25 protein-coding genes and 2 tRNA genes are annotated in these 25,485 nt (G+C 40.2%); 15 read left to right on the top strand and 12 right to left on the bottom strand.

What is annotated here, in order from left to right; translation table 11 throughout:
- Nucleotides 1–69 precede the first annotated feature (69 nt).
- The gene (locus tag AC6JAD_RS00280) at nucleotides 70–444 is read left to right on the top strand and encodes an RNA-binding S4 domain-containing protein (protein WP_461304030.1); all 375 of its coding nucleotides are present in this window, start codon (nucleotides 70–72) and stop codon (nucleotides 442–444) included.
- Nucleotides 445–483: 39 nt separating this feature from the next.
- Nucleotides 484–984, top strand: coding sequence for a phosphoribosyltransferase family protein (locus tag AC6JAD_RS00285; protein ID WP_461304343.1), 501 nt, complete (start codon nucleotides 484–486; stop codon nucleotides 982–984).
- Here AC6JAD_RS00285 and AC6JAD_RS00290 read toward each other — a convergent pair.
- A complete protein-coding gene (locus AC6JAD_RS00290; protein WP_461304031.1) occupies nucleotides 976–1,497 on the bottom strand; it encodes a shikimate kinase in 522 nt (173 codons plus the stop codon). The genes AC6JAD_RS00285 and AC6JAD_RS00290 overlap by 9 nt on opposite strands.
- Nucleotides 1,498–1,659: 162 nt before the next feature.
- Here AC6JAD_RS00290 and AC6JAD_RS00295 point away from each other — a divergent pair.
- Both AC6JAD_RS00295 and AC6JAD_RS00300 read left to right on the top strand, forming a co-directional pair.
- A tRNA-Lys gene (locus tag AC6JAD_RS00295) sits at nucleotides 1,660–1,735 on the top strand.
- Nucleotides 1,736–1,787: 52 nt separating this feature from the next.
- Nucleotides 1,788–1,871, top strand: a tRNA-Leu gene (locus tag AC6JAD_RS00300).
- 88 nt (nucleotides 1,872–1,959) lie between these two features.
- Here the strand turns inward: AC6JAD_RS00300 and AC6JAD_RS00305 are convergent.
- Nucleotides 1,960–2,415, bottom strand: a complete 456-nt coding sequence (locus AC6JAD_RS00305; protein ID WP_461304032.1) for a YybH family protein — start codon at nucleotides 2,413–2,415, stop codon at nucleotides 1,960–1,962.
- A gap of 300 nt (nucleotides 2,416–2,715) precedes the next feature.
- Between AC6JAD_RS00305 and AC6JAD_RS00310 the strand changes: the two genes are divergently transcribed.
- Genes AC6JAD_RS00310 through AC6JAD_RS00330 form a run of 5 tightly spaced genes read left to right on the top strand, consistent with a single transcriptional unit; the run spans nucleotide 2,716 to nucleotide 7,155 of the window.
- Nucleotides 2,716–3,645: a MerR family transcriptional regulator gene (locus AC6JAD_RS00310; protein ID WP_461304033.1), complete on the top strand. Its 930-nt coding sequence runs from the start codon at nucleotides 2,716–2,718 to the stop codon at nucleotides 3,643–3,645.
- A gap of 55 nt (nucleotides 3,646–3,700) precedes the next feature.
- Complete coding sequence (gene crtID / locus AC6JAD_RS00315; RefSeq protein ID WP_461304034.1) at nucleotides 3,701–5,167, top strand: bifunctional phytoene desaturase/3,4-desaturase; 1,467 nt, start codon at nucleotides 3,701–3,703, stop codon at nucleotides 5,165–5,167.
- Entirely contained in the window at nucleotides 5,164–6,006 is an 843-nt protein-coding gene (locus AC6JAD_RS00320) for a phytoene/squalene synthase family protein (RefSeq protein ID WP_461304035.1), read from the top strand. Before crtID ends, AC6JAD_RS00320 begins: the two co-directional genes overlap by 4 nt.
- A gap of 1 nt (nucleotide 6,007) precedes the next feature.
- Entirely contained in the window at nucleotides 6,008–6,457 is a 450-nt protein-coding gene (locus AC6JAD_RS00325) for a sterol desaturase family protein (protein WP_461304036.1), read from the top strand.
- On the top strand, nucleotides 6,454–7,155 hold the full coding sequence (locus AC6JAD_RS00330; protein ID WP_461304037.1) for a lycopene cyclase domain-containing protein: 702 nt from the start codon (nucleotides 6,454–6,456) through the stop codon (nucleotides 7,153–7,155). The genes AC6JAD_RS00325 and AC6JAD_RS00330 overlap by 4 nt, the downstream gene beginning before the upstream one ends.
- On the opposite strand, the gene AC6JAD_RS00335 is transcribed toward AC6JAD_RS00330, so the two are convergent.
- Entirely contained in the window at nucleotides 7,141–7,704 is a 564-nt protein-coding gene (locus AC6JAD_RS00335; RefSeq protein WP_461304038.1) for a TlpA family protein disulfide reductase, read from the bottom strand. The two genes, AC6JAD_RS00330 and AC6JAD_RS00335, sit on opposite strands and share 15 nt — an antisense overlap.
- A gap of 12 nt (nucleotides 7,705–7,716) precedes the next feature.
- A complete protein-coding gene (locus tag AC6JAD_RS00340; RefSeq protein ID WP_461304039.1) occupies nucleotides 7,717–8,385 on the bottom strand; it encodes a Crp/Fnr family transcriptional regulator in 669 nt (222 codons plus the stop codon).
- Nucleotides 8,386–8,520: 135 nt separating this feature from the next.
- On the opposite strand from AC6JAD_RS00340, the gene AC6JAD_RS00345 reads away from it, so the two are divergent.
- From AC6JAD_RS00345 to AC6JAD_RS00355, 3 genes are read left to right on the top strand one after another with little or no spacing between them, the layout of a single operon-like run.
- Nucleotides 8,521–9,882, top strand: coding sequence for a Gfo/Idh/MocA family protein (locus AC6JAD_RS00345; RefSeq protein ID WP_461304040.1), 1,362 nt, complete (start codon nucleotides 8,521–8,523; stop codon nucleotides 9,880–9,882).
- Nucleotides 9,883–9,886: 4 nt separating this feature from the next.
- Nucleotides 9,887–10,966 carry a mevalonate kinase family protein gene (locus AC6JAD_RS00350; protein WP_461304041.1) on the top strand — a complete coding sequence of 360 codons (1,080 nt, stop codon included), beginning with the start codon at nucleotides 9,887–9,889 and terminating at the stop codon, nucleotides 10,964–10,966.
- Nucleotides 10,967–11,818, top strand: a complete 852-nt coding sequence (locus AC6JAD_RS00355) for a sugar phosphate nucleotidyltransferase (protein WP_461304042.1) — start codon at nucleotides 10,967–10,969, stop codon at nucleotides 11,816–11,818.
- Between the two features lie 180 nt (nucleotides 11,819–11,998).
- Here AC6JAD_RS00355 and AC6JAD_RS00360 read toward each other — a convergent pair whose 3' ends face one another.
- From AC6JAD_RS00360 to AC6JAD_RS00385, 6 genes are all read right to left on the bottom strand, one after another.
- Nucleotides 11,999–14,263 carry an aconitate hydratase gene (locus tag AC6JAD_RS00360; RefSeq protein ID WP_461304043.1) on the bottom strand — a complete coding sequence of 755 codons (2,265 nt, stop codon included), beginning with the start codon at nucleotides 14,261–14,263 and terminating at the stop codon, nucleotides 11,999–12,001.
- 169 nt (nucleotides 14,264–14,432) lie between these two features.
- Nucleotides 14,433–15,581: an acyltransferase family protein gene (locus AC6JAD_RS00365; RefSeq protein WP_461304044.1), complete on the bottom strand. Its 1,149-nt coding sequence runs from the start codon at nucleotides 15,579–15,581 to the stop codon at nucleotides 14,433–14,435.
- A gap of 42 nt (nucleotides 15,582–15,623) precedes the next feature.
- Entirely contained in the window at nucleotides 15,624–16,577 is a 954-nt protein-coding gene (locus AC6JAD_RS00370; protein ID WP_461304045.1) for an AAA family ATPase, read from the bottom strand.
- A 12-nt stretch (nucleotides 16,578–16,589) separates the two neighbouring features.
- A complete protein-coding gene (locus tag AC6JAD_RS00375; RefSeq protein ID WP_461304046.1) occupies nucleotides 16,590–18,035 on the bottom strand; it encodes a peptidylprolyl isomerase in 1,446 nt (481 codons plus the stop codon).
- Nucleotides 18,013–18,870: a peptidyl-prolyl cis-trans isomerase gene (locus AC6JAD_RS00380; protein WP_461304047.1), complete on the bottom strand. Its 858-nt coding sequence runs from the start codon at nucleotides 18,868–18,870 to the stop codon at nucleotides 18,013–18,015. The genes AC6JAD_RS00375 and AC6JAD_RS00380 overlap by 23 nt, the downstream gene beginning before the upstream one ends.
- On the bottom strand, nucleotides 18,871–20,823 hold the full coding sequence (locus AC6JAD_RS00385; protein ID WP_461304048.1) for a peptidylprolyl isomerase: 1,953 nt from the start codon (nucleotides 20,821–20,823) through the stop codon (nucleotides 18,871–18,873).
- Nucleotides 20,824–20,976: 153 nt separating this feature from the next.
- Between AC6JAD_RS00385 and AC6JAD_RS00390 the strand changes: the two genes are divergently transcribed.
- The 3 genes from AC6JAD_RS00390 to AC6JAD_RS00400 all read left to right on the top strand — a co-directional run bounded on the left by AC6JAD_RS00390 (nucleotide 20,977) and on the right by AC6JAD_RS00400 (nucleotide 22,323).
- Nucleotides 20,977–21,435 carry an SRPBCC family protein gene (locus AC6JAD_RS00390; protein WP_461304049.1) on the top strand — a complete coding sequence of 153 codons (459 nt, stop codon included), beginning with the start codon at nucleotides 20,977–20,979 and terminating at the stop codon, nucleotides 21,433–21,435.
- Complete coding sequence (locus AC6JAD_RS00395) at nucleotides 21,435–21,674, top strand: hypothetical protein (protein ID WP_461304050.1); 240 nt, start codon at nucleotides 21,435–21,437, stop codon at nucleotides 21,672–21,674. Before AC6JAD_RS00390 ends, AC6JAD_RS00395 begins: the two co-directional genes overlap by 1 nt.
- Before the next feature lie 142 nt (nucleotides 21,675–21,816).
- A complete protein-coding gene (locus AC6JAD_RS00400) occupies nucleotides 21,817–22,323 on the top strand; it encodes an OmpH/Skp family outer membrane protein (RefSeq protein WP_461304051.1) in 507 nt (168 codons plus the stop codon).
- A gap of 54 nt (nucleotides 22,324–22,377) precedes the next feature.
- Here AC6JAD_RS00400 and AC6JAD_RS00405 read toward each other — a convergent pair whose 3' ends face one another.
- Both AC6JAD_RS00405 and guaB read right to left on the bottom strand, forming a co-directional pair.
- On the bottom strand, nucleotides 22,378–23,928 hold the full coding sequence (locus AC6JAD_RS00405; RefSeq protein WP_461304052.1) for a T9SS type A sorting domain-containing protein: 1,551 nt from the start codon (nucleotides 23,926–23,928) through the stop codon (nucleotides 22,378–22,380).
- Between the two features lie 56 nt (nucleotides 23,929–23,984).
- Nucleotides 23,985–25,457 (bottom strand): IMP dehydrogenase, encoded by a 1,473-nt coding sequence (gene guaB, locus AC6JAD_RS00410; protein ID WP_461304053.1) that lies wholly within the window; start codon nucleotides 25,455–25,457, stop codon nucleotides 23,985–23,987.
- Nucleotides 25,458–25,485: the final 28 nt, after the last annotated feature.

Genomic DNA, 25,485 nt, shown 5'->3' on the forward strand with positions numbered 1-25,485 from the left:
TTTAATGGCGCAAGATACAATTTTCCGTTATTTTTGTCCTCTATTTAACGCACTTTTAAGCCCGATGGTATGAGGATTGACAAATATCTATGGTGTACACGCTACTACAAAACCCGGAACCAAGCTGCTATTGCTTGTAAGAAGGGAGCCGTACGCATAAATGACGCCATAGTAAAGCCCTCACGAGAGGTATACCCAGCAGATCAAATCACGGTGCGAAAAAACCAAATAAACTATTCCCTGGAAGTTAATGAAATCCCCCCAAGCCGTGTAGGTGCCAAATTGGTGGGACTATATCGTACCGACACCACTCCTAAAGAAGCATTTGAAAACACCGATTTACTGAAATTTGCCAAGGATTATTATCGCAAAAAAGGAACAGGACGACCCACCAAAAAGGATCGACGGGATTTGGAAGACTTTACAGAAGACACCGACGAATAGAACCTCTTCAAATTTGTATCTTTGAAAAAAAAGCAAGGTATGCCCGAAGGAACAACCATATTGACAAATCAACAAGTTTCACATAAGATTCGTAGAATGGCCTATCAAGTGTATGAAACCAATGTAAATGAATCTGAGGTAGTGTTGGCGGGCATCATGAAAAATGGGTATTTGTTGGCCAAACGGTTGAAAACGGAGGTTGAAAAAATATCACCGTTAAAAGTCTCTTTGTGCGAGGTTTATGTGGACAAAAAAATGCCTACCAATCCTGTAACCACATCCATGTCCATTGAAGAAATTGAAAACAAGTCACTTGTTTTGGTAGACGACGTGCTTCATTCTGGTACTACCCTCATCTATGGGGTAAAGCATTTCTTAGACGTACCCCTGAGACAGTTCAAAACGGCAGTATTAGTAGATAGAAATCATAAAAAATATCCCGTAAAAGCTGATTTTAAGGGGATATCCCTCTCCACTTCCTTAAATGAAAATGTAGCCGTTCAATTTGACCGCAATAGTTGTACCGCCGTCCTAGAATAAGGTGAATATTATTTTTTCTACCACTTCCTGCTCATTCAATTCGTCGCACGTAATTTTTTCCTCGGCCCTACTATAATAAAAGGAGCGCTCGAAAAGGTGCTTGCGAATAAAATCATTGAGCAATTCGGTAGTGTTCAAATGAGAAATCATGGGCCTGTGTTCCCTTTCGGGAAAAAGACGCTCCGTTAAGGTATCTACGGAGCACTTTAAATACACGGTAATGGACTGTGTATTCCTTAATAAATCATCCATCACAGTACCATAGCATGGGGTCCCTCCTCCCGTTGCGATTACAGCATTTGAATTGGTACCCATAAGACCTTTCAATACTTCCGCTTCTTTCTTCCGGAAATAGATTTCGCCTTTCTTTTCAAAGATCCCTGCAATTGTGGTCCCTTCAGAAGATTCAATTTCTGCATCCAAATCGACGAATGTATAGTTCAATGCTTTGGAAAGTAGTTTGCCGATAGCCGATTTCCCACTTCCCATATAGCCAATAAGTATAATTTTCATGACTACAAATATCGCAATTATCGTCGGTTGAAAAGGATGAACAAATATTTATAAAAATTAATCCTTTTTGCTTTGAATAATAAATAGAATGATCTTATATTTGCACCCGCTAACGCAAAAAATGTTTAGCACGAAAACGAAGAAAAACGTTTTCATTTTTATGACCTGGTAGCTCAGTTGGTAGAGCATCTCCCTTTTAAGGAGAGGGTCCTGGGTTCGAGCCCCAGCCAGGTCACCAAAGATCAAAAAAGTCGATGCGTTTTGCTCGGCTTTTTTTGTTCATATACTACACCGAGGTGCTGGAACTGGTAGACAGGCATGGTTGAGGGCCATGTGTCCATTAGGGCGTGTGGGTTCGATTCCCATTCTCGGTACGACGAAAGACTGCTCCAAAAGGAGCGGTCTTTTTTTTGTCAACCCAATAAGCCCTAATGAAAGGGTGGTGTTTAATCTATAAACCGATCAATTAACCACCCTATTCCAAATATCAAGATAGATCTTCCAGTCGTCACCAACTTTTTTCCAAACAATCACATACTTTCCCTGCCACCTCGATTCTTTGCCATCTTTTTGTGTGGCACCTTCGTAATAGCCAAAATCATAAGCCTCATCGCCTATAATTTTTATTTCCTCTGGAATGATTTTATGATAACTTATTACCGTTCCTTCCGGTAGTTTCCAATAATCGGTTATGGCCTCCCGCCCTTCTATAATTGCCTTATTGGTTGGAAAGATTTTCGCATCTTCCGTATATGTATTTCCAATTCCTTCAAAATCACTGTTCATTACCAATTCGGAAAACACCTGTATATTTTTCAAAATAACGTTCATTTCATCTTCATCCCCAATAAGATTCTGAGCGTAAAGATTGGTAAAGGTCATACATAGGAATAGTGCAAAAACAAGTCTAAATTTCATAACGGTTATTTTACTTCTTGGTTTAATGAAAACCAGATTTTTCTTAAAAGTAGTCAAAAAATGCATGGGACATGGGTAACAATAGTGACACAAGGCAGATATACCTATGAACAATCTAATGAAACATAAAGTAAGCTCACGATAGATGGGTCTCTAAAAAGAAACATTAGTAGAAAAATCAATAACTATGGCCTAACGAATTTTGAAAATAGCCAAAGGCTTAATTGAAAATGTTTATAATTTTTGTTAAAATATTAAACAATTTAAGAAATCGAGCTTCGTTTTTAGTACCTTTGAACTGTGAGCGCGAATACAGCTATGTTAATAAAAACTCAATTCAGTATTAAGGATTTAGAAAATCTGAGTGGTGTTAAGGCACACACAATTCGTATTTGGGAGAAGCGCTACAACCTTCTGGAACCCGCCAGGACCGACACTAATATTAGGAAATACGACCTCATTAACCTTAAGAAGTTACTCAATGTAACCCTTTTGTACAATGAAGGATACAAGATTTCCAAAATTGCTGGTTTTAAGCAGGATGAAATAGCCAAGCTCATAAATAGCCTTTCCAAAAAGAATCAGGAAGATTTTGCACAACAGGCCTTTAAAACGGCCATGTTCGATTTTGATCATTCCCTTTTTACACAGACCTATACGAAATTAGCCAAGACCAAAAGTTTTCGCGAAATTTTTTATCAGGTATTCTTACCGCTCTTGAATGAAATAGGGATTTTGTGGCAAACGGGTACCATAGATCCTTCTCACGAACGGTTTATCTCAGAATTGATCAAGCAAAAGATCATCATAAATATCACCAAATTGCAGGAGGAAAATAAGGACAAGAAAGTTCCTTATTTTGCCCTTTTCCTTCCTTATGAAGAAATACATGAGATAGGTTTACTGTTCGCCAATTATGAAATTGTGGCTGCAGGTTTCGCCTCGGTATACCTAGGAACGAATATTCCTGTGGATGGATTGAAACATATTCTGAAACATTACGAGGAAATCACTTTTCTCTCCTATTTCACAGTAAAACCAGATAAGGAAAGTGTGTATGATTACGTAGCACGCTTCCAAAAAACATTAGGAGCGGATAAACCCATGCCGTTATGGATTATGGGATATAAGACAATGGGAGTGGTTCACAGCAAATTACCGGAAAATGTCAAGATCGTCGAAAATTTGGAAGAATTACGTTTACGTCTTCAAAAGCTAAATGCGACATAATTTTTTTTCCCTAATCTTATTTTGTTTAAATATTGACTATATTCGTTAAACAAAAATGAAAAAGAAAATAGCCATAATCGGATCCGGTTTTTCTTCTTTAGCCGCCTCGGCCTATCTCGCCCAAGCTGGACATGAAGTGACCGTCTATGAAAAAAACCCTACGGTTGGCGGAAGGGCCCGCCAACTTAAAAAGGAGGGCTTTACATTCGATATTGGCCCAACATGGTACTGGATGCCAGATGTTTTTGAGCGTTTTTTCGGTGATTTTGGTAAGGATCCATCCCAATACTACGATTTAATAAAGCTGAATCCAGCCTATTCAGTATATTTTGGAGAAAAGGACTTCATAACCATAGGGGACACCCTAGACAAAATCTGCCTAGCTTTTGAAAAAGAAGAGCCTGGAAGTTCCAAAAAACTGAAACAGTTCATTAAGGAGGCCAAGGATAATTATGATATCGCCATAAAAGATTTGGTTTATCGCCCAGGTATATCTCCATTGGAGCTCGTAACTCCGGCAACGATCAAAAAGCTGGGACAGTTCTTTAGTACTATTAGTAAGGAAGTACGAAAGGAATTCGATAACCCGCGTTTGGTTTCCATACTTGAATTTCCGGTACTATTTTTAGGTGCAAAACCCTCTGACACTCCTGCCTTTTATAGTTTTATGAATTATGCCGATTTCGGCTTGGGAACCTTTCACCCTAAAAACGGGATGTATAGTGTAATTCAAGGTATGGAAGAATTGGCCCTAAGTCTAGGAGTTACCATTAAGGTGGATCAGACTGTCGAAAAAATACTTGTAGAAGGGGATAGAGCTACAGGGCTGGTCGTCAATTCTGAAGAAATAACCGCGGATATTATATTGAGTGGTGCAGATTATCATCATACCGAGAGCTTGTTAGACAAAAAATTCAGGCAATACTCGGAAAGCTACTGGGACAAAAAAACCTTCGCCCCTTCTTCCCTCCTTTTTTATGTGGGATTCGAAAAGCAACTGAAGAATGTAGAGCACCATACGCTCTTTTTTGACGTGCCATTCGATGCACATGCAAAAGATATCTATGATCATCCAAAATGGCCTAAGGATCCACTTTTTTATGCGAGCTTCCCGTCGAAAACAGATGAAGACGCCGCTCCTAAAGGCAAAGAAGCTGGAATTTTCCTAATTCCTTTAGCTCCGGGATTGGAAGATACCCCCGAATTACGGTCCCAATATTTCGATATTATCATGGATCGTTTCGAGAAATTAACCCAACAAGAAGTCAAAAAATACGTTATCTTTAAAGAGTCTTTTTGTATTAATGACTTTATAGAGGCATACAATAGTTACAAGGGAAATGCCTATGGTTTGGCCAATACCCTTTTGCAAACAGCCTTTTTAAGACCGAAATTAAAGAGCAAGAAAGTGAAAGGATTGTTCTTCACTGGTCAATTATCCGTTCCTGGCCCAGGAGTTCCCCCTTCGCTTATTTCAGGAAAACTGGTTTCAAGTTTAATTCAAAAAGAAGTAGTGTCATGAAGCAAATTTTCGACAACGTATCATATAGCTGTAGCAAACAGGTAACCAATGCCTATAGCACCTCATTTTCGCTTGCAACGAAGATGTTGGCGCCCTCTATACGTTCCCATATTTACAATATTTATGGTTTTGTTCGATTTGCGGATGAAATAGTGGATACCTTTCATGACTATGACAAGGCCACATTATTTCAAAGGTTTGAGGAAAACCTTGAATATGCACTTGAAGAGGGTATCAGTTTAAATCCGATTTTGAATTCCTTTCAGCATTCGGTTAAGGAATTTGGAATTGACAAGGAGTTGATTGATGCTTTCATGCACAGCATGCGCTTGGATCTTTCAAAAAGCGTATATCAAACAGAAGAAGAGTACAAACAGTACATTTATGGTTCTGCCGATGTAGTAGGACTCATGTGTCTGAAGGTTTTTGTGAAAGGAGACCAGGCAAAGTACGAGGAATTGAAGGAATCTGCCATGAGTTTGGGATCTGCTTTTCAGAAGGTGAACTTTCTCAGGGACCTAAAAGCAGATTTTGAGGGATTAAGTCGCACCTATTTCCCAAATACCAATTTAGAAGCATTGGACGAAGCATCCAAACAGCAAATTATAGATGATATAGAAGAAGATTTCAGGAAGGGCTATGAAGGCATTCTCCTTTTGCCCACTGAAGCTAAATTTGGCGTGTTCATGGCATATCGCTATTACAGACGCCTCTTGAAGAAACTGAAAAAAACCCCAGCACTGGAAATAAAAAACACGAGAATCCGAGTGCCCAATTACGAAAAATTCGGACTTTTGACCCGAAGCTATGTAAAATATCAATTAAACCTTGTTCGCTAATATGACTGTTCTTTTTTGGATCCTCATTTTCCTAACTACATTTTGCATCATGGAATTTATGGCGTGGTTTACCCATAAGTATGTTATGCATGGTTTTTTATGGAGTTTGCACAAAGACCACCATCATAAGGATCACGGAAGTTGGTGGGAGCGTAACGATGCCTTTTTCATATTTTATGCTGCGGTTAGCATTGGTTGCTTTATTGCCTGGCAGTATTATGGGTTTTGGGCCGGTCTTCCTATTGGCTTGGGTATTTTCGCTTATGGAGTTACCTATTTTATGGTGCACGACATCTTTATACACCAGCGATTCAAAATGTTCAGGAATGCAAATAATTGGTATGCGAAAGGCATAAGAAGAGCGCATAAAATGCACCATAAAAATTTGCATAAGAAGGAAGCGGAGTGTTTCGGAATGCTCTTTCCTCCTTTAAAGTATTTCAAAAAATGAAATACCTATACCTCTGGTTAAATTTGGGATCTTTCGTGATCCCATTTCTATTTAGTTTCCATCCGCGGTTAAAATTCCATAAAAAATGGAGGTCACTGGTTCTTGGCATTATAGTGATGATGGCAGTTTTTATTCCGTGGGACATTGTATTTACGCATCAGGGGTTTTGGGGATTTAATAACAATTATATTACAGGAATCGAATTATTCGGGTTGCCATTGGAAGAATGGCTTTTCTTTATTTGTATTCCATATGCCTGCCTCTTTACCCATTATGCCTTACTCGAGTTGTCACCCAAGTTTTCTTTTTCCCAGAAAACTGTAAATATTGTGTATGTGAGTTTGGTTTCCATTCTCATAGTCACACTGTGGTACAATTATAACAGATGGTATACGTTTGTGAATTTTTCCTATGCCCTTCTTCTGCTCGGTTGGGTTTATAATTATAGACGGTCCTCCCTTAATAGCTTTCTTGCCACGTACCTGGTTATTCTCATTCCCTTTTTTATTGTGAATGGTGTGCTCACTGGCACAGGAATAGAAGATCAAGTCGTCTGGTATAACAATACGGAGAACCTGGGTATAAGAATGGTGACCATTCCCATAGAGGACATTATTTATAATCTGGGAATGCTCCTTACGGTATACATCGTTATGGAGATTTCGGAAAAGAAACGCACAGCATTACTCAAGGAGTAATTCCTCCAATAGCTCGGTTACATTGTCACTGTCCCAACGGGCAGCTCCCGTTTTATGCATCACTATTTTTCCACTTTTGGAGATGACATAGGTGGTTGGGATCGAATTAGATATCAATGCATCAGGGGTTTGAAGTCCAGAAACATACACGGGTAGATCATATCCCTTTGTATCCATAAACCGCCTAAGCGTAGCTGGGTTTTCGGACGAAATAAAATAAAAATCGACCCGATCCCCATAGGCATCGTACAGGTTTTGAAGGGAAGGTAATTCTGCCACACAGGGAGGGCACCAAGTAGCCCAGGAGTTAATAAGGATAACCTTTCCTGTTGAAACCGTTAAATTCAGTTCGTTGCCATTGAGGTTTTCCAACGGCCAATGATAATCGCTTATGACTTCCTGCTTTTCTAAAGGAATTTCGGAAGGACTGAAGGCCAAATATCGATTAAGAAGTACTTTTATGGGCATACCCGTTTGTGGAATAAATAAAATTACAATAATGATTAGCAGGAGCAGGTTTCCCCAGTTTTTCTTCAGGAATGATTTCATACTAGGGCCAATTTAGGCAGAAAACTTCAAGCGGATTTCATTTCTGGAAAAATCAATCTTATTTGCCTCTTTAAAACGGTTCATGATATTATTAAAGGTAGGTCTTGTTGTGCCAATAAGTCTTGCTATATCCTTCTGTGTGTATGGATGTTTAATTACCGTATCCCCCGTATTCGGGCAACAATAACCATAATCCTCTGCCAATTCCTTCAAAAATTCCTCTACCCGTGTCTCTGCGTCTTTAAACAACACCAACTCCAGTCGTCGCTCCAGCTTTTTAATCCGAAAACCAATTAGTTTATAGATTCTGAAACTAAACGTTCTGTTATCACGCATTAGATCATGCATGGTATCAACACCTACAGGGCAAATGGAAGTACTATTATCCAGTGCCATGGCAAACTCATCTCGCTTAACCTCCCCCAGAATCGCCTTCTCACCGAATAGTTCCCCTTTGGTTAGAATGGCCTTTATAACTTCTTCCCCACCTTCGGTATAGTACCCCAACTTCACCTTTCCTTTCTCAATGAGGTATACCTTATTGGACTGGTCTTCCTCAAAATAAATATAATCCTGTTTTCTGTATTCATTGAATTCATGAGATGCTTTAAATGCTTTGAACTTATGCGGGCAAAGCATATTGAAAAGATTAACGTCTTCAAAAAACCAAAAGGTGTCCATTGCGCGATTTGTTAGTTACACAATGTGTCGGGAAAACACATTATGGCTTACACAAAAAATATATCAATTATCGAAAAAACGACTTCATTGAAGTTACCAAAATGTACTACTTTTAAAAATCCAATCATTATAACCATGAGTACAAGACGAAACTTTATACGACAAACCGCTCTAGTGGGCACGGGGATATCCATCGCACCACATCTTACGTTAGGGGCCAGTTCACCAGCTGCCAGCGACAAATTGAATGTGGGCTTAATCGGTGTTGGGCTCAGGGGAACAAACCATTTATCCAATCTATTATTGCGAAGCGATATTAATGTCACTGCCATTTGTGATATCGATGAACGCAGAAATACCATTGCCTTAGATCTTATTGCCAAGGCGGGGTACAAAAAGCCAAAAGTTTTTGCCAAAGATGAATACGATTATCGCAACCTATTGGCATTAAATGAGGTCGATGCCGTTATTATATCCACCCCATGGCTATGGCATACCCGAATGGCCAAAGATGCCATGCTTGCTGGAAAGTATGCTGGTCTGGAAGTTTCTGCTGCCAATACCATGGAAGAATGCTGGGACTTGGTTAATACCCATGAGGAAACAGGAACCCATCTCATGATCCTGGAAAATGTGTGCTACAGAAGGGATATTATGGCTGTGCTCAATATGGTAAAACAAAATGTATTCGGTGAATTGTTGCATTTCCGTTGTGGCTATCAGCACGATCTGCGATTCGTAAAACTTAACGATGGTAAAACACCTTATGGTAAAGGTGTGGAATTCGGGGAAAAGGGTATTTCGGAATCCGCCTGGAGAACCCAGCACTCCCTTTTGCGTGATGCTGATGTATATCCAACCCATGGTGTGGGGCCCATTGCCACCATGTGCGATATAAATAGAGGCAATCGTTTTGTTTCCATTTCCTCAATGTCGAGCAAAGGGGTGGGTATACATAATTATATTGTAAAGCATGGAGGTGAAGACCATCCTAATGCCAAGTTGAAATTTAAGCAAGGAGACATCATTACATCGATGATTGAAACCTCTAATGAAGAAACCATTATTGTTACCCACGATTGTAATTCGCCCCGTCCTTACTCTCTTGGATTTCGTGTTCAGGGAAGTGAAGGTATTTGGGAGGTAGATGGCAATAGAATTTATATAGAAGGCAAGGCAGAAAAATCACATCGCTGGGACGAAGCTACGTCCTGGTTAAAACAATACGATCATCCACTATGGCAGAAATATGGTGATTATGCTGCAGGCTCCGGCCATGGCGGAATGGACTTCTTCGTATTGCAGGCCTTTGTAGAGTCGGCCAAGCAAAATATTGCACCACCTATGGATGCCTACGATGCGGCCGCTTGGAGTGCCATTACACCGCTCTCTGAAGTTTCCATTGCCAATGGTAGTGAAGTGCAGGATTTTCCAGACTTTACGAGAGGTAACTGGGTAAAAAGAAAACCGTACAATTGGATAAAAGATTCCTACTAACGATTTGAAACCACAGTTTACAGCAATCGCTCCGGGGCGGATCTGCCTTTTTGGAGACCACCAAGACTATTTGGGGCTACCAGTAATTGCCTGCGCTATAGACAAATATGTTCGGCTAGAAGCAGTAATTAACAATACGGAAAACTTCGAAATTCATATGCCAGACATTGGTAAGAGACGTGTTATTTCCATTCATGATCGTTTCCCAATACTGGAACAGGAAGATCACCTAGGGGCTGTACTTAGAGTAGTAAAAAGATATGGATGTGTCCCAACTACTGGATATAATCTAACAATCAAAAGTAGTATTGCCATAAACGCAGGGATTTCAAGCTCATCGGCAGTGGTTGTTGCTTGGACTCATTTCTTAGTACATGCCTTTGGTTGCAATCAACCCGTGACACAAGAACTTATTGCCCAAATCGCATATGAAGCCGAGGTGATAGAACACAATTCCCCCGGTGGTAAAATGGATCAATACACTATTGGTCTTGGGAACATAGTTCATATTGAAACTGGTGCCGAATTTTCTTTTGAAACCATAGGTAATCATTTACAGACCTTAATTATTGGGGAATCTGGTATTCCGAAGGAAACCATTGGACTATTGGGTTCTTTGCGTTCTAAGGCCCAGGATGCAATTTCACAGGTAGCTGACCAAGTGCCAAACTTCAACCTAGCCACTACCACGGTTCAAGAGATAGAAGCGTACTCAAAACATGTTGATGAAAAGCTACAGCCTTATTTCTATGCAGCCATTAAAAACCATTCGATCACGCAAGAAGCCCTACGGGAGTTTAAAAATGACACATTGAATATTCAGAAAATCGGTACTTTAATCAATGAACACCATAAGGTACTTCGTGACATCCTTAAGATCACAGTTCCGAAAATTGATGCTATGATTAATAATGCGTTACATGAAGGTGCCCTTGGCGCAAAGATCGTTGGGTCTGGAGGCGGTGGTTGTATTTGTGCTCTCGCTACTGAGGCAAACAAAGAAGCTATTATAGAGGGTATTCTAAAAGCAGGCGCGAGAGACGCTTATGAAGTACAAGTGAGTAAAGGCACATTTATCGAATAAATGGACGGTAATCTAATCATATTAGCCGGCGGCGCCTCCTCACGAATGAAAAGTTCTAATGTAATCGATGGGCTATCTCCCGCAGAAATAGAGGCGGCCAATACACGTAGCAAGGCTTTGATGGTTTATGGGGACCATAAACGTCCTATATTGGATTTTTTACTGCACAATGCAGAAAAGGCGGGATATAAAAACGTATACCTTGTTGTGGGTGAGTCGCACGAAGCATTCAAGGGATATTACGGAGACGAGGACTCCAACCCATTTGGATCCCTGAACTTGCGATATGCCATACAATACATTCCTGAAAACAGGCAAAAACCCTTCGGTACAGCGGATGCAGTAAGCCAAGCCCTCGAACAATTTCCCCATTTACAAAGGGAAGAATTCACGGTCTGCAATTGTGACAATTTATATTCGACCCAAGCCTTAAAGGCACTGAGAAAAACGGAATGTAAAAATGCATTTATAGCTTATGATCGAGACGGACTGGAGTTTCCATTAGAACGCATCATGCGCTTTGCACTTGTAAAACTCGATGCCGACAATCATGTGGTGGATATCATTGAAAAGCCTTCGGAAGAAGACCAGGTTTATTATCGGGATGCCCAAGGAAAATTACGTGTGAGTATGAACATTTTCAAGTTTCACGGTCCCTCGATGACACCTTTTCTTTTTCAGTGCAGGCCCCATCCCGTCAGAAATGAAAAGGAACTACCTACCGCCATTCTTAATTATTGCAAGGAACACCCTGGGAATTTCTTGGGAATTCCTGCCAAAGAGCATGTGCCGGATCTAACTTCGAAAGAGGATATAAGAACGTTCAAGGAGTATTTAAGAAACAACAAATAAAAACTCCCGCTTTTGGCAGGAGTTTTTTCAATTTTCCGGGGTAATTCCAATATTTCTGCACCGTTCCGTAATACTTTCTGCTTCCCAGAACACTCAGGGATCGGTACAATATATTCTTATATACCTAAAGGGTGATTGAATGATGCTCGATAGAAAATGGTATCGAAATCAACAATCTAATTACGCATTTTGCTTTTTAATTAAATTCAATGCGCTTCCTTCGTCATACCATTCGATTTGCGAATCGTTATAGGTATGATTTGCAAGGATAGTGTCTTTGCTACCGTCTGCATGTACAATTTCGATGGTTAAAGGTTTACCCGGTGCAAATTGATCCAAGTCCAAGAAATTGAATGTATCATCTTCCTGAATAAGATCGTAATCATTTTCATTGGCAAACGTAAGACCCAACATTCCTTGTTTCTTAAGGTTAGTCTCATGGATACGTGCAAAGGATTTAACCAATACAGCTACCACTCCTAAATGGCGTGGTTCCATAGCGGCATGCTCACGTGAAGATCCTTCACCATAATTGTGATCCCCAACTACGATCGTCGGAATTCCAGCAGCTTTGTATTCACGCTGCGTGTCTGGCACTCCTCCGTAATCACCATTCAACTGATTCTTAACAAAGTTAGTTTTCATGTTGTAAGCATTCACGGCTCCAATTAAACAATTGTTGGATATATTATCCAAATGTCCTCTAAAACGTAACCATGGCCCCGCCATAGAGATATGATCGGTAGTACATTTACCGTGGGCTTTAATCAATAATTTGGCTCCTTCTATTTTGTTACCAATAGGTTCGAAAGGGGTTAGAAGTTCTAATCTTTCACTATTTGGGTTTACTGTCACTTCCACTCCGCTACCATCTTCTACAGGTTCTATATAACCATTTTCCTCTACTTCAAATCCTTTTGGTGGTAATTCCCATCCCGTTGGTTCATCTAACATTACCTCATCACCGTTTTCATTGATTAATGCATCCGTAAGCGGGTTGAAATCCAATCGACCTGCGATTGCGATTGCTGCTGTTAATTCGGGAGAGGCTACAAAAGCGTGGGTATTTGGGTTCCCATCGGCACGTTTCGCAAAATTCCTATTGAACGAATGTACAATGCTGTTTTTAGGTGCATTCTTAGGATCCTTATAACGTGCCCATTGTCCTATACAGGGTCCACAAGCGTTGGTGAAAATTTTGGCATCCAATTTTTCGAATACCTGTAAAATTCCATCTCGTTCTGCTGTATATCTTACTTGCTCGGATCCTGGATTGATTCCAAATTCTGCTTTGGTTTTTAATCCTTTGTCCAAGGCTTGTTGAGCAATGGATGATGCTCTTGATAAATCTTCATAGGAAGAGTTAGTACAAGAACCTATAAGTCCCCATTCTACCGTAAGCGGCCATTCATTGGCTACTGCTTTATCATACATTGTTCCTACTTCGGTAGCCAAATCGGGGGTAAAAGGCCCATTTAAATGAGGCATTAAAGTAGAAAGGTCAATATCTATTACTTGATCGAAGTATTGTTCTGGATTGGCGTACACTTCAGGATCTGCCGTTAGGTGCTCTTTCACTGTGTTGGCAGCATCGGCCACATCTTCACGATCGGTAGCACGTAGGTAACGCTCCATAGATTCATCGTAACCAAAGGTAGAGGTTGTTGCTCCAATTTCGGCTCCCATATTACAGATGGTTCCTTTTCCCGTACAGGACATGGAAAGAGCTCCAGGTCCGAAGTATTCTACAATGGCTCCAGTACCTCCTTTTACGGTAAGGATTTCGGCTACTTTTAAAATCACATCCTTTGGCGCTGTCCATCCACTTAATTTACCCGTAAGCCTTACTCCTATTAATTTTGGAAACTTAAGTTCCCAGGCCATTCCAGCCATTACATCCACGGCATCGGCACCTCCAACTCCAATGGCAACCATTCCTAATCCACCTGCATTAACAGTATGTGAATCAGTACCTATCATCATCCCACCTGGAAAAGCATAGTTTTCGAGTACTACCTGGTGAATGATCCCAGCTCCTGGTTCCCAGAAGCCAATTCCGTATTTATTGGATACAGAAGCAAGGAAATCGAACACCTCACTACTGGTGTCATTGGCTCTTTTTAAATCTTTTTCGGCACCTTCCTTAGCTTGAATCAAGTGATCGCAATGTACCGTAGTTGGCACTGCTACCTTTTGCTTTCCTGCTTGCATAAATTGCAACAATGCCATTTGAGCTGTTGCATCCTGACAGGCCACTCGGTCTGGAGCGAAATCTACATAATCCTTTCCTCTATTAAAGGATTGGGTAGGCATTCCGTCCCATAGGTGATTGTACAATATTTTCTCCGAAAGGGTTAAGGGACGCCCTACAATTTCACGTGCTTTGTTTACACGTTCTGGCATTTGGGCGTATACCTTTTTAATCATGTCAATATCGAAAGCCATATTCGTCTGTTTTTGGTTTTTTTGAAGTAGCGCAAAAGTACAAAAAATCAAAAATATTTAAAAATAATCTAACGAATTAGGCTGTTTTATAAATATATTTCAATAAAATTGATTTTATAGTATACAAAATTGACTATTTTTCAATTTTAGTTGCAAATAATTATCAACTTCACAATTTATTCTGGCCGAACTTATTTCGGAAATAGTCCCGGTCGCGGATATCCATCATGGGTTTTTCATAAAAGCGATACAGTAGATAGGATAAAAGTATCGTAAAAAGCACATAACCGATGGCAAAAGACCATTGCATTATAGATGAAAGCCCATCGGTATCCACATAATGGTTTAGAAGAAATAAAATTATAGAATAATGAAGTAGATACATGGAATAGGACACCATACTTATAAAAGTGATTGGCTTCAAAAGAAATTGAGGTGCTCTTTTCAGTCTGGAAAGAACGGGTAATGCCAAGGCAATACTGATAGAACAAAGTGGCAGGTACAGTACATTAATAAAAAAAGGATGAGTGAAGGGGTCCATATTTTTTGCAGCAATCAGCATATGAACGGCTACAAAAAGTACAATTCCGCCAAGAAAAGCCAACGAGGTAAACTTCTTCCACCCTTCGGGTCGCGTCATGGCAATAAACGCCGCCAAGACACCGTAATAAATGGCATCGATCCTATAGAGCAGGACTGCCTTCAGATTGATGTTCCAGTATTCCAAGGAAGCTGCTCCAGTCATTAGATTATACGTGAATTTGGTAACGAAGAAGAAAAGGAGAATGGCGAGTGTTACGTACAGAAAAAGTTTTTCTTTTGACACCTTCCATTTAGGCAATAGCACCAAGTAAAAGAGCAATGGGCCTAAAATATAGGCGAATTCTTCTATGGGTAAACTCCAGGATTCGGTAAAGAATATATTCATGCCAAAGCTAAAGTTCTGAAGGAACCCAAAATATAGGGGTAGGGTATCCGGAAGTTCTCTCCCAAAATAGATCCAAAGCCCAATGTTGATGAGCAGCACTACATAATAGTTGGGAAGTGTACGAAACCATCTCCGAATTAGGAAGTACTTTAAATCGCCTAGTTTAAAACTTTCATTGGTAAAAATTCGAAAAAGGATACGCCCGATAAGGAAACCACTAAGCACAAAGAATATCTCCACTCCCATCACCCCGCAGAGTCTCAAAATACTCACGGCAGCTCCCTGCGCATCTGGGAACACCCATAAGGTATGCGAACACACAACAAACAATATGGCTGCTGTACGCATAATATCAAGCCCAAAAATTCGGTTGGCGTAGTTTATTTTCACCTTCGCTGTTTCGTGAATAGAAACGAAGGTACTAAAAAGATGTTAGTACAAACTGGTAATGATCTCCTCAATGGAAAGTCCTTCGGCTTCCGCTTTGTAGTTCTTAATAAGACGGTGGCGTAGAATACCTATAGCCACTTTTTGCACGTCCTCGATGTCGGGCGAGAACTTGCCATGCAGGGCAGCATGGGCCTTAGCCCCTAAGATCAAGTTTTGTGAAGCCCTCGGTCCAGCTCCCCAATCTATATAGTTCTTTACGGTATCGGTAGCGGCTTGGCTCTTAGGCCTTGTCTTACCAACCAAAGTAACCGCATACTCGATCACATTGTCTGCCACAGGAATTTTACGAATGAGTTTCTGAAACCGTATAATCTCTTCGGAAGTAAATAGTGCGTTTACCGTAGCAACCTCACCCGTAGTAGTCGTTTTTACTACCTCTACCTCTTCAGAAAAAGAAGGGTAATCTAAATTAATCGCGAACATGAATCGGTCCAACTGCGCTTCAGGCAATGGGTAGGTCCCTTCCTGTTCAATTGGGTTCTGAGTCGCCAATACAAAATAGGGCAAATCTAATTTGTAATGATGTCCTGCAACCGTAACTGCCCTTTCCTGCATTGCTTCAAGAAGCGCCGCCTGTGTTTTGGGAGGTGTTCTGTTAATCTCATCTGCTAGGATGATATTGGCAAAAATGGGCCCTTTAATAAATTTAAACTCACGATTATGATCCAATATCTCAGATCCCAAGATATCACTTGGCATTAAATCGGGTGTAAATTGTATTCTCTTGAATTTTAATCCCAAGGCTTGGGCAACCGTATTCACCAATAATGTTTTCGCCAAACCAGGTACTCCAATAAGAAGGGCATGTCCTCCAGAAAAGATAGAGAGCAATACCTGTTCTACCACTTCATCCTGTCCTACAATAACTTTCTTGATTTCTGAACGCAAGGCATTGTACTTGGAGACTAATTGCTCCACGGCGGCTACATCTGACATAAGTTTGGTGGCTTAGTTACTATTCTTTAACCAATTGCTCTTAAACTCGCAAGCGGTATAATCGTTATTAACGTTTACGTAAGTATCTACGATTTTTTTATCCTGCCACTTTTCTATGACACGAATCTGTTTTTCCTTTAAGGCAAGATCCTTTATTTTTTCGTAATCCCTACTAAAATCTGATGGGTGTTCTTCGTATTTCTTAGTAACGGTAAGAATTTTAAACGAACTTTTACCCGTTCTGTCCCTATCGGTAAATACTTTAGAAACTTCGCCCTCGGTTAAATTATACACCTGGGCACTCAACGTGGGGTCCATTTTAGTTAGATCGAAACGGGTATCGAAGGTAAGGGGATTTACCAATTGCCCTCCGTTGTTTCGGGTTTCCTTTTCATCCGAAAACTGACGTGCGGCCAAGGCAAAATCCAATTCACCCGCTACTATCTTTGTTCGAATGTTTTCGATTTCCTCTTCTGCTGCATCTATAGATTCCTGGGATACTTCTGGAAATAATAAGATATGGCGCACATCTACTTCTTGTCCACGCACATCATCGACCATTAGGATATGATAACCAAATTCCGTTTCGAATGGTTCACTAACTTCCCCTTTTAAAAGGGAAAAAGCCACATCTTTAAATTCTTTTGCGAAAGGGTCGCTCTTTTTTATTCCTTTGATAAGACCTCCTTTGGAAGCAGATCCTGGGTCCTTGGAATACAATACCGCCCTTGTAGAAAAACTCATACCATTTTCAACAACATCACGTCTGTATACATTCAATTTGTCTATTACCTCCTGTTTGGCCTCTTCGGTGATTTCTGGCTCAACAACAATTTGAGCGACTTCAACTTCGGCACTGAAAATGGGTCGTTCATCCCCTGGAATAGAGAAAAAGAATTGACGAACTTCCTCTGGGGTAACCTCGACATCCTCGACAACGGTACGCTGCATTTCTGCGGCAAGCATTAATGTTTTATTCGTAGCAAAGAGTTCTCTTCTTAGCTCTTCTATACTCTCTTTTTTATAATAAGCAGCTACTTTTTCCTCATCACCTCCAAACTCACCTATAATATAATTTAATTGCTGCTCTATGCGCTGGGTAATTTCAATATCGCTAATAAACAAACTATCTTGCTTTGCATGGTGCGCATACAGTTTATCTTCCATTAGTTTGCCCAATAATTGGCAACGGGTAACGTCTTCTATAGAAATTCCTTGCTCCCTAAGCTCTAGGTAACTTTTATCAATATCGCTATCCAATACCACATATTCTCCAACCACAGCAGAAACACCTTCCGCTTTAAACCTTTTGAAAGGTTTCACAGTATCCTTGGCTACTGCCACTGGAGTAGCGTCCTGAATAACATTTGTACTATCTATGACAACTTCCTGTGCCTTAAGCCCTGTTGTTGCAAGCACAAATAGTATGAAAAGACTAGTAATCTGTGTAGATCTCAAATTTTTTATCCTTAATTGCATCTTTTGTAATATCCTTTTCTAAATTCTTTATGAGTTCCAGTTTTCTTTTATTCAAGATGATTTGATCTATAGTAGGTGCAACGAAAGCCAATGGTGCAATGTCGTTGCGATATAGTACATCTTCTATTTGCACCAAATATACTCCTAATGAGTCTTGTAACTGCTTAAAATTTGATTTTTTTAACACTTGACTTTCCGATTCTATCACAACCGGCAATTCCTTGAACACCGCCTCTTTCTTAACCCATGTGGAGTCATTGAAGTTAAAGGCTTTAAACTGAATGCTCAGCTCGTCCAAGGATGTTTTATCCTCTTCTTCAAAGCGTTTAAATTTTTCGGTAACATCGGAAAGGTCTCCGAAATTTTCGGACACATGAATGTATCGCAATTGGACTAACTCGTCATTCAACCGAAAGTTATCCTTATTCGCCTCATAATACGACTCTCTTTCCTGGTTCGAGATTACGCTGTCTAATTGACTGGAGACTATGTTGCTTTTATAGGCTTCGGTGAAAAGATCGGTTTTATACTGTTCAATGAGTCGATCATATTCAGCATGTTCGTTATCGGTTAAATTGATCTTTGCCTGATCCATTAACAGCTGCTGTGTAGCCCATCTATTTATGTAATTGGAGACCAAAATGACACTATCTTCTGTCGTAGTACTTTCAGAAATCAACCCAGCTATATCTTCTTCGTACAAATAAGAGTCATTCACCCTGGCAATAGGCGTTCTTGGATCCTCTTGCTTAAAATAGTCGCAGGCGGTCACTAAAAAAAAACATACCAAATAGATGAGTGGGTGTCTATGCATTTACGAATCCAATTCCTTTTTAAGCTTCTTCAAGGATTTCTTGTTTATTTCGACCTTGTATTTAGAACGTAGTGACTCCATCCATTTCAATTCCACATCGGTCTGATAATCACTAATAACTTTACCCTTAACTTCTTCGAAAGTTTTTGGTCCCGCAGGTACGGTGTCTTTTACGTTTACGATGGTGAATGACCCATTTTGCTTATACACTTGGGAGATCCCTTTCTTTGATACGAAATCCTTGGGTAATTTAGAATTCCCCATTTCGAACTTCCCTTCCGTAACAATTACCGTAGCCTTACCTTCTTCCTTTAAGTCCTCTTTGATCTCAGCACTACTTTTACCGGCTTCTATTAGTTTTTGAACCCTAGCAGCCAGATCTTCCTTGTGTGTGGTATAGATTTCAACATCGACCCGATCTTTCCATTGATAGTTGGCAGCGTTCTTATTGTAATACTCCTTTTGCCCTATAGTATCCTTCTTTGCCTTTTCCCAAACATTGTTGGACATTACTTCGAATATGAGCAGACCATCACGGTATTCGTTAATAATGGACGCATAATCCTCATTGGTTGCCTCAAGGTTTTTCCGGAAAACATCCTTGATGTACTTCGTTTCAAACTCATCGAAAAAAGCCGCCAAAAGTGTAGATTTCTGTGTGTAGGGCCGTGCTTTCTTCTGACGTTCTGCCACATACTCCCCAAATTCATTGTACAAGACACTTTTATCTCCCAATGTAAAAAGTACTTTGTTATCCTCTTCGGGAAGAGGCTCAAACTGCCATGTACGCTGTAGTACATCGTCCCCAACAAAATCTTCAAAAACCGAGATATCTCCTACCATTGTGAAATTCAACTTCTCCTTTAAAATATTCTTCACTGCATTGGTCACCAATTTTGCTCTATCCCCATTTTTAACCTTTACCTCAATTTCCGGTTTGGCTTCTTCATAAGTGAGTTCGGTACCTTTCTTATTCAACTTTAGGATGTGCCATCCGAAATCGGTTTGAATTGGTTCTGAAATATCGCCCTCATTCTCTAAAGCATAGGCAGCATCCTCAAAAGTCGGAGCTTTAAGATCCCCTTTCCCGAAAGGTCTCATTTTTCCTCCTTTGAGTCCAGAGGATTTATCATCGGAATATTGTTTTGCTAAATCTTCGAAAGATTGACCTTGCTGAATGAGTGAATATATATCCTGAATGCGTCCTTTGGCTTTGTTCAAGGAATCATTTCGGCTAGATATCATGATATGCGATACTTCTACATTGGGCTCACGTTTTCTTCGATCATTTATTTTTAGGATATGGTACCCATACTGTGTTCTTACAATATTTGAAACTTCCCCCACCTTGGTTTTATAGGCTTCTGTTTCGAATGGATAAACCATCGTAAATGCGGTAAAGTAACCCAAATTTCCTTTAGACTTTTGAATGCCTGGCTCTTCAGATTTTAACACCGCCAACTTATTGAAATTCTCTCCTAAGAGTGCTTCTGCCCTTATGGCCTTAATTTTGTTGTAGGCCACCAAAGTGTCTTGCGGAGTGGCATCGAAATTACAAAGGATTAGGATATGAGAGGCATTGATTTCTTCTTTTCCTCGCTCATACGCTTCCCTAATAAGGTCTTCGGTTACCTGATCTTCGTAAATATAATTTCTGGAAAGTTGTTCTTCATATTTGGCAAAGTCCTTTTTGTAGCTGGGCTTCTTGTGAAGCTTCTGCTCAAATGCCTCTGCCACTTTTAGTTTGTAATCCACGAAAAGATCCAAATAACCCTCTACAGTCTTTTGTTTCTCATCCTGAACCAAATCCAGATTTTTGGTATATACCCTTTTAAATTCCTGGGCAGTAATCGGATTTTCATTGATTGTCATGAGCACATCTTTCTTCTTTTGTGCTGTCATAGTAGACACAGATACCAACAGGCCGACTAAAAGTAATAGTAGTTTATTCATTTCAAGCGATTTTTTAATGAAGCCACGCAAAAATATAAAAAAGCTAGGGTTGTACAAGTACGTTAACAGAACGTTATCAAACCCATAAATGGTATTCTTTTCATCGTAAAATTTGTGTACATTGTATTTTGAAACCAAATAATCATTTTTGTTATGAAATATACCACCGAAATCATCATTGATCTCCCAAGGGAAGAGGTTATACACAAACTGGATAACCCAGAAAACATGAAACACTGGCAGCGTGGTTTAATAAATTTTAAAGTTCTAGATGGTACACCCGGCAAAGAGGGTGCCAAAATGGAACTGGAATACAAAATGGGTAAAAGGAACATGGTATTGACAGAAACGATCGTTAAAAACAATTTCCCAGCAGAGTTCCATGCAAATTATGACACCAAAGGGGTTCATAACATTCAACAAAATTATTTTCACGAAATCGCCGATGGTAAAACAAAATGGGTAAGTGAAAGTGAATTTCAGTTCGCAGGTTTTGGAATGAAATTAATGGGTTTTTTAATGCCCGGTGCCTTTAAAAAACAATCGCTAAAGTATTTGAACGATTTCAAAAACTTTGCTGAGAACGGTACTTCGGTAGCGGAAGAATCCTAATGGAGCGGGTTAAACTAATTTGGGAATTTCGTGGCCCGAATGCCCATCCCACTGCAGAGCATCATGTAGTTCACTTAAAAGAATTTGTTGATTCCGAACAACTTCAAAACACTCTTTGTGATTCTGAAAAAGTAAGCGATTTCTTTTCGCGAGCCTACCTTGTCGTAGAAAAAAAGCATATGAACGATCTAAGGGAGCGCCTCAAACCACATCGCGGCCAACTTTTTACTGGGATATAGAACCGAGGCCTGTTGAAGATTGCCTTTCGAGGTTCAAAATAATTGCCAATAGGGAAAATCACCTAGTTAACATCTTGATAAAAGATTTCAATAAACGCAATTTTTATAGTATCATTGCGGCGAATTTAAACAACTATGACTTATGAAGTTAGTGAGAATTATTTTTTTGTTCGTTTGTGTTAGCGGATTTGCCCAAACCAAGGTTGGTACTATCGATGTTGACTTTGTACTGAGCAAAATGCCGGAAATAGCGGATGTCCAGAAGCAAGTAGAAGAGTATGGAAAGGGATTGGAGGCTGACCTTCAAAAAAAGATGGATGCTTTCCAAGCTGGTATGGCAAAGTATAAAGAGGATGAGGCTCTTCTAACAATCAATCAGCGCAAAGCAAGACAAGACTCCCTTATAGGAATGGAGACTGATATTACAAAGTTCCAACAAAATGGAAACCAGCTTATCATTCTGAAGAGAGAGGAATATATGCAACCCCTTTATACCAAATTGGGTGAGGCTCTGGAGAAAATTGCCCAGGCCGAAGGGTATACTCAAGTATTATTACGAAACAACGATGTGGTGTATGTGGACAATAGATACGATCTTACCATTGCCGTTTTGAAAGAAATGGGCATTGAAGTGAAAGAAGGAGAATAAGAAGAAAACTATTTATACAATAAAAAAAGCGCCTCATTGGGCGCTTTTTTATTTCTATTTCTTCTGTATTTTAATTCCTATCATTGAACCCGTAGAATTCGAAATGTTAAGGATATAATTACCTTTTTGTATCCCAGTAAAATTCAAAAATTCCGTATTCGCGCCTTTTTTTCGCGCTAGACGGCTTCCCATGTCTTTAATTTTCTTTCCAGAGGAATCGTACAAGGAAATACTGAGCACCTCTTCATTAATCAGGGAATAGGTTAAGGCGGTGTTCTCATTGACAGGGTTTGGGATAATTGAGAAAGAACTTCCCGTTCCAAAATCCAAAATTCCTAGATCAAAGCCAGAGTGCACTCGAAAAGTAGTCAATGCGGAGGAATTGTCCGGAAATATAGTTGATCCACCCAAAATTAACTTACCTGTACTTTGATACCATAAGGACTTACCAAAACTATCATACATATCAATTAAAGCTATTCCATCTTCTCCAAAGGATGGGTCTAGATCGCCAGATTCATCAAACCTAATTAACACAGGTTTATGTTCATTCTGAACATATCTTACCCCGCACATAATCACCTTATTATCAGGCTGTATGATGAAGTCATAAATACGGTCGTGCGTATCTTGACCATTGAAAACAGCTATTCCATTTACTCCAAAACTTGGATCAAGATTTCCCGATCCATCATATTGGATAGCAAAAGGCATCGAACCAGAGCCGTCTGATGAAAATCCAGCAACCATTATTTTTCCATTTTCCCTCACACTGACCGCAGTTGGATACTCATCTATATTCGAGGATTCATGAACACTGGTAATAACAACTCCTTCATCTCCAAAAGAGTTATCAAGGGTTCCATTCTCGAGATAGCGGGTAACAATTACGTTTCTTAAGCCATCCAAATCTGTCCTGGTCTCTCCCACTACTAAAATGTTACCATTTACCTCAACAAACATCCCCTTCCCTGCCTGCAATCCACTCACATTGGTAAGCACATATCCATTATCTCCAAAACTGAGATCTGGAGTACCGTCTTCCTTGTATTTAATCATTGCAATTGCCCCTACTCCAGAAGCCAATCCTGTTTGCCCAATTGCGAGAATGTCATCATTTGGCAATATCGTAACATCTGCAAGCCTGCTGGAAAAACCCAAGAACGTTTCAATAAGCAAACCGTTATCACCGAAAGTTGCGTCTGGACTTCCATCCACATTCAGCCGCATTGTTGCAAATCTTGGTGTAGCTCCCAAATAAGAAATTCCTGCAACAATTATTTTTCCATTACTCTGGACTCCAATTGCTTTTGACTCCGAATCATTGCCTGTAAAGTCTAAAAACACTTCCCCTTCCGTTCCAAAAGTAGTGTCTAAAGATCCATTCGAATTGAATCTTCCTACTCCAGCGAGATTGCCTGAACTTCCAGCCAAAAGAATCGTATCGTCATTCTGAACCGTCAAATAACCGCCCCAATGCGGAATCGAGACCTGTCCAAAAAAGGCCCCTCCATTATCCCCATATGTAATATCGAGCGTTCCTGGATCTTGTGCAAAAAGTGATAATGAAAGACCAAATAATAGAAAAGTAAAAATTCGTTCCATCTTTTTTTTCTCAAGATAAAACGAATTTACATTACAATGCAACTAAAAACGATCGCCTATCTTGAATAATTAGGAGCTTCCTTAGTAATAGTTACATCATGTGGATGGCTTTCGTGAATACCGGAGGCTGTAATTTTCACAAAACGTCCCGTATCTTTTAAGGTTGCAATATCCTTACTGCCACAGTATCCCATTCCGGCACGTAGGCCGCCAATGAATTGGGTCATACTTTCATTTAATTCCCCTTTATAAGGAACCCTTCCCACAATACCTTCTGGCACTAATTTTTTGATATCGTCTTCAACATCTTGAAAATAGCGATCCTTGGACCCTTTTTTCATGGCTTCTACTGAGCCCATACCCCTATAGCTTTTAAACTTTCTCCCTTCGTATATTATGGTTTCACCCGGAGATTCTTTGGTTCCTGCCAAAAGGGATCCTAGCATAACACTATCCGCTCCTGCTGCAATGGCTTTGGGGATATCCCCCGTATATCGGATACCTCCATCTGCTATTACGGGAACACCCGTACCCTTAATGGCTGCCGCCACTTCCAATACCGCCGAAAACTGCGGGAATCCCACACCAGCTACTACTCGGGTGGTGCAAATGGAACCAGGTCCAATCCCCACTTTAACAGCATCGGCACCAGCTTCCACCAAATATTTGGCAGCTTCTGCAGTGGCGATATTTCCAACCACAACATCCAACTCCGGAAACTTACTTTTTACTTCTTTTAAAACCGTAACCACTCCTTGGGTATGCCCGTGTGCTGTATCTATAATTACTGCATCCACCTGTGCTTTGACCAACGCAGCAGCCCTATCTACAGCATCTGCAGTTACGCCAAGTGCGGCAGCCACACGAAGTCTACCGTATTGATCTTTATTGGCAATGGGTTTCTGGGTAAGCTTAGTGATATCCCTGAATGTGATAAGTCCCAATAGGGTTCCGTCTTCTTCAACAACTGGCAACTTTTCAATTTTGTTTTCCTGAAGTATAGCTTCCGCTTCCTTCAATGAAGTTCCTTTTACCGTCGTCACCAAATTGCCCGAGGTCATTACCTCCCTAAGCTCCCGGTCATAGTTTTTTTCGAAACGCAAATCACGGTTCGTTACTATTCCTATCAACTTATTGTGATCATCTACGATAGGAATTCCTCCAATTTTGTACTCCCGCATGGTATTTTGGGCATCGGCAACGGTAGCATCTTTTTTAAGCGTAACAGGATCCAGTATCATTCCACTTTCGGCCCTTTTTACCTTACGGACTTCCATCGCTTGTTGTTCTATGGTCATATTCTTATGTAATACGCCAATACCGCCTTCCCTAGCAATGGCTATTGCCATGGCGCTTTCGGTAACGGTATCCATAGCGGCGGATACGATAGGAACATTTAATGAAATGTTTCTGGTAAACTGTGTTTTAATGGAAACTTCCCTAGGTAATACTTCAGAATAGGCAGGTACTAACAGTACATCATCATACGTAAGACCTTCTCCTAGAATTTTGTTTTGGTGTGCAGTCATTGCAATTAAATTTTATTCCGAAGTGACG

Source organism: Aureisphaera sp., from assembly GCF_059726885.1.